This window comes from Actinomycetota bacterium (assembly GCA_036280995.1).
Lineage (GTDB): Bacteria > Actinomycetota > CALGFH01 > CALGFH01 > CALGFH01 > CALGFH01.
The window spans coordinates 1-4,164 of the sequence record DASUPQ010000645.1 but is presented as its reverse complement, the minus strand read 5'-3'; the positions used below and the strand labels follow the sequence as shown (position 1 = coordinate 4,164).

Genomic DNA, 4,164 nt, shown 5'->3' with positions numbered 1-4,164 from the left:
GGGCGACGAGCCGTTCACCGAGTGGCTGGCCAAGTACGCGAGACAGTCGGTGAGCCGAGGCGCCATCCTGCCCCTGCTGTCGGCGTTCTACGCTTACGACCTCGTCGATGTCTTCCCCACTGTGCGGGTGCCCACCCTGGTGCTCCACCGCGGTGACGACGGCTTGGTCCCGGTGCGCCATGGACGCCAGGTCGCGTCCCAGATCCCCGATGCCCGCTTCGTGGAGCTGGAGGGGGTCGACCATCTCCCGTTCGTCGGCGATGCCGAGGCCGTCCTGGCCGAGGTGCAGGACTTCCTCGTCGGATCGCGGACCCCGGTCCCCCGACGGCGCCGGCTGCTCACCCTGGTCGTCACCGACATCGCCGATTCCACCCCCAGAGCTGTCGACCTGGGTGACGACGCCTGGCGTGAACTGCTGGCCGCCCACGACCGGGACGTCAGGACCCATCTCGCCCGCTTCGGCGGTGAGGAGGTCAAGCATCTCGGCGGCGGTGTCCTCGCGGTGTTCGACGGCCCCGCCCGGGCCATCCGGTGCGCCCTGGGCATCGTGGAGGCGGCCGAGCCGAAGGGGCTGTCGGTGCGCGTCGGGGTGCACACCGGCGAGTGCGAGCTGGTCGACGCCGACCTGCATGGCATCGCCGTCCACGTGGGCGCGCGCATCGTCAAGCTGGCCGCCCCCGGACAGATCCTGGTCTCCAGCACGGTCCGCGACCTCGTTGCCGGCTCGGGCATCCGGTTCGGTGAGGGCCGCGACGTCGAGTTGGCCGGCATGCCGGGGATCCCCAGGGTCTTCCCGGTCCTGCGCCATGGCGCCAGCCCCGAAGCCGTCCGCCGCTGGGCGGTCGAACAGACCAGCCTCTTCCGCCGCGACGGCGAGTACTGGACCATCGGCTACCGGGGCCTGGTGGTCACGTTGCGCGACACCAAGGGCCTCCGCGACCTCGGGCGTCTCCTTGGCGAGCCCGGCCGCGAGTTCCACGTCCTGGATCTGATGGCCGATGGGACCGGGGCGCGGTCGACCCCACCGTCACAGGCGGCCGAGGCTGGGCTCGCGATCCAAGGCCGGGGCGAGCCGGTCATCGACCAGGCCGCCCGCGCCAACTACCAGCGCCGGATCACCGAGTTGGAACAGGAGCTGGAGGAGGCCCAGGAACGGAGCGACGCAGAAGCGCATGCCGCCGCCCGTGAGGAGCTCGACGCGCTGATCACCGCGCTGACCGCCGCCTACGGCCTCGCCGGTCGACCCCGCCGGGCGCCTGACGCCGTCGAACGCGCCCGCAAAGCAGTAGCCCGCCGCATTCGCAACGCCATGGGCCGCATCGCTCGAGCCCACCCACGGCTTGGTCAGCATCTCACTGCCTCGATCCGCACCGGCGTGTTCTGCTCCTACCATCCCGAGCGAGACATCGTCTGGTCGGTCCACGCCAACACAAGTTGACCCTGCAGCCCATAGCTCGCCGCGAACACCACTGCGGGCGGCCCCAGGATCACCAGGGCGATCAACTCGAGCCGATGGAGGACGCAACGTCGGACCAGACAGTCTCTAGTCCGATCAATCGATCGCGCGCGAAGCGCACCGCTCGGCGCGGCCGCTCCACTCCCCCGGGGGGGCCTTGAGGCTATGACTCACGAAGCGACAGTGAGCGACCCACTGCGGCCGTACACTGGCGGCAGGGGTGTGGACATGCCCGGAAGCGGCTGAGGGCGTTCTCGTTGGATAACGTGACAGCTCTCGAGGATTCGACGAGCTGATAACTTTCGCTTCACGGTCGCTGCCGACCAGCAAGTTCGCGGTCGAGCACAGCGTCTGGGCTGAGACATCTCCTAAACAGCAGGTTGCAGGTTCGAGTCCTGCCAGGGGCACGGACATTATCGTCACAGCTCAGACGGGCTAGGAGGTCCACGCGCGAGGGTCGTCACCTCGTCCTAGGCGTTGCACAGCGCTCGACAACGCGAATAATGCTCGTGGGCCGAGCATCGTCCGCTGAGGCCTCGATTGCGCTCAACGCCAGCAGTAGGCGGAATTCAGACGGCGAAAATTCGAGCCCTAGCCCAGCTATTTCGCGTGGGCGATGGGCACGCTGGTGCCGGGTAGCAAGGGGACCCTCCCGACCAGGGAGGATGCGGCTGTCTGACGGTCGCATCCACCCGACCAGGAGGGTCACCCTGCGGGTGCAGGCTACCAACCCCCACGAGGCCGGTTCGAAGTCGTGGCCGATGGCGTGGGCAGCTTGTCGTCACGTCGGCGCGGCGCTGCTTGGTGAGCTGGCAGACCGGCTGGGCTTGACCCGTGAGCTTGGCCGCCGCGCCAACCGTGGTGTGCGCGCTGGCGGCCATGACCGCGGGCAGGTGCTGCGCGACCTGGTGGTCATGCTCGCCGACGGTGGCGACTGCGTCAGCGATCTTGCCGTACTCCGCGACCAGCCGGAGCTGTTCGGTCAGGTCGCCTCGACCCCGACCGCCTGGCGGGTGCTGGCGGAGGAGCTGTCTGCCGACCCACGGGGGATCGCCGGGCTGTGGTCGGCGCTGGCCAGGGTCCGCGGGCAGGCCTGGGCGCTGGGGATGGCGCCGGTGGGACCGCTGCTGCTGGACCTGGACGCGACCCTGATCCAGGCCCACTCCGACAAGCAGGGCGCGGCGCCGACCTACAAGCAGGGCTTCGGGTTTCATCCGCTGGGTTGCTGGCTGGACCGGGGCGATGGCCCTACTGGCACTGCCCAAAGCCGCTGCGGGACCAGCCGATGCTGGTCCGAGCCGACTCCGCCGCCGCGACCCACGCCTTCACCGACGAGCTGGCCCGCCGCAACCTTGCGTTTTCGATCGGGTTCGACTGCGACCAGCGCGTCCAGCGAGCGATCCTCGGGCTGCCCGAGCCGGCATGGCAGCCCGCCGTGGACCCCGACGGCCGACCCCGCCAGGGTACCTGGGTCGCTGAGCAGCGTTCGCCCGGCTGTGGGCCCTGCCGCTGCGCTGCTGACCGACGCACCCGATCGATCCAGGCCAGCGAGGCTGCCTGCCGGGTGCGGGCCCTTCCATGGCAGCCGAGCTGCCGCTGCCTGGCGGCTCGGTCAGGTTCGGGAGTTCGGGGCCTACCAGGCCGGGTTCCGTGCCAACAGCCTGAGGGGTGTCGGAAGCTTGTACCCGAACTTGAGCAGGACCTGTGCCGCCTGCCGGTACCCCTCCTCGTCCATGAGGTCGAAGCCGAGTGCGTCGGCCACGCGGTCGATCAGGTTGAACGCGAAACAGACGTAGACCGCGTCCTTCACGGCGTCCTCGCTTACGCCGGCCTTCAGGGTCGCCCGGATGTCGTCGGCGCCGACCTCCTCAGGCGCCAGCGTCAGCTTCCGGACCAGCCCCAGGGCGGCTTTGAGCTTTGGCGAGATGGGCGCCGATGCGGGGTCGGCGAACACCGCCTGGGTGATCTCTTCTCCCAGCACCGTCGACGCGACCGCGCCGTGGTTCCCCGTTCAGAACGGGCACTGGTTGAGGTAGGAGGTGTAGGCGGCAAACAGCTCACGTTCACCAACCGTCCACGCCGACGGGCCCCGCATCACCGACTGCAGCAACGCCGTGAATGGCCCGCCGAAGAACCCGGAGCGGTAGTTCATCGTCCTCACCACATCGGGCGGGTCCATCTTTGCCATCTTGCCGACCAGCCGGATGAACAGGCGGTTCGGCCAACGGTTGCCTCGCCTGATGGCCGCCAGCCGCATCCCTCATCCCTCCCCAGCCGAGGGGTGGCCCCCCGCAGCCTCCCCAAGCGCCCGCAGCCCCGCATCCAGCCGCCGCTTGGCTGCCCCGAAGGCGGCGGCGACGGTCAGCTCGAAGATCTGGTCGTCGCTCCAGCCAGCCTGCGCAAGCTCCTCCAGGCGTCGGTCCGTGAGCTTGTAGGCGTGCCGGCGGATCGTCTCCACGTACCCTTCGGCCAGCAGGTCCGGGAGCGGGTCGGCGTCGATTGCCGCGGCGCGCGTCTGTGGCGAGAGCTCCCCGGGGCCGGTCCGCAGCCGCGCCTCAAGCTTTGTCAGGGCCTCGGCGTGACGGTCTGTCATCGCGTCCCCCCATCCTCAGGGCCCGACCGGGAAGCCTGCCCCGACCAGCGCGATCATGCACGCCCTTGACCGGGCACGCAATAGCACGTTCCGGAACCTGCTATTCGCGTGCCGA

Annotated in this window: 4 protein-coding genes; 1 reads left to right on the top strand and 3 read right to left on the bottom strand. The window is 69.7% G+C overall.

The genetic code is table 11. The features are described from left to right. The coding region (locus VF468_22025; protein HEX5880969.1) for an adenylate/guanylate cyclase domain-containing protein at positions 1 to 1,438 on the top strand (1,438 nt) is incomplete at its 5' end. A 1,651-nt stretch (positions 1,439 to 3,089) separates the two neighbouring features. On the opposite strand, the gene VF468_22020 is transcribed toward VF468_22025, so the two are convergent. Genes VF468_22020 through VF468_22010 form a run of 3 tightly spaced genes read right to left on the bottom strand, consistent with a single transcriptional unit; the run spans position 3,090 to position 4,049 of the window. Further along, entirely contained in the window at positions 3,090 to 3,437 is a 348-nt protein-coding gene (locus tag VF468_22020) for a hypothetical protein (protein ID HEX5880968.1), read from the bottom strand. A 30-nt stretch (positions 3,438 to 3,467) separates the two neighbouring features. Continuing rightward, complete coding sequence (locus VF468_22015) at positions 3,468 to 3,713, bottom strand: hypothetical protein (GenBank protein ID HEX5880967.1); 246 nt, start codon at positions 3,711 to 3,713, stop codon at positions 3,468 to 3,470. 3 nt (positions 3,714 to 3,716) lie between these two features. Then, on the bottom strand, positions 3,717 to 4,049 hold the full coding sequence (locus VF468_22010; protein HEX5880966.1) for a hypothetical protein: 333 nt from the start codon (positions 4,047 to 4,049) through the stop codon (positions 3,717 to 3,719). Positions 4,050 to 4,164 lie beyond the last annotated feature (115 nt).

Bases quoted from the DNA above. Each gene is read 5' to 3' on its own strand.
- VF468_22015 (HEX5880967.1), bottom strand. From the start codon at position 3,713: ATGCGGCTGGCGGCCATCAGGCGAGGCAACCGTTGGCCGAACCGCCTG.
- VF468_22010 (HEX5880966.1), bottom strand. From the start codon at position 4,049: ATGACAGACCGTCACGCCGAGGCCCTGACAAAGCTTGAGGCGCGGCTG.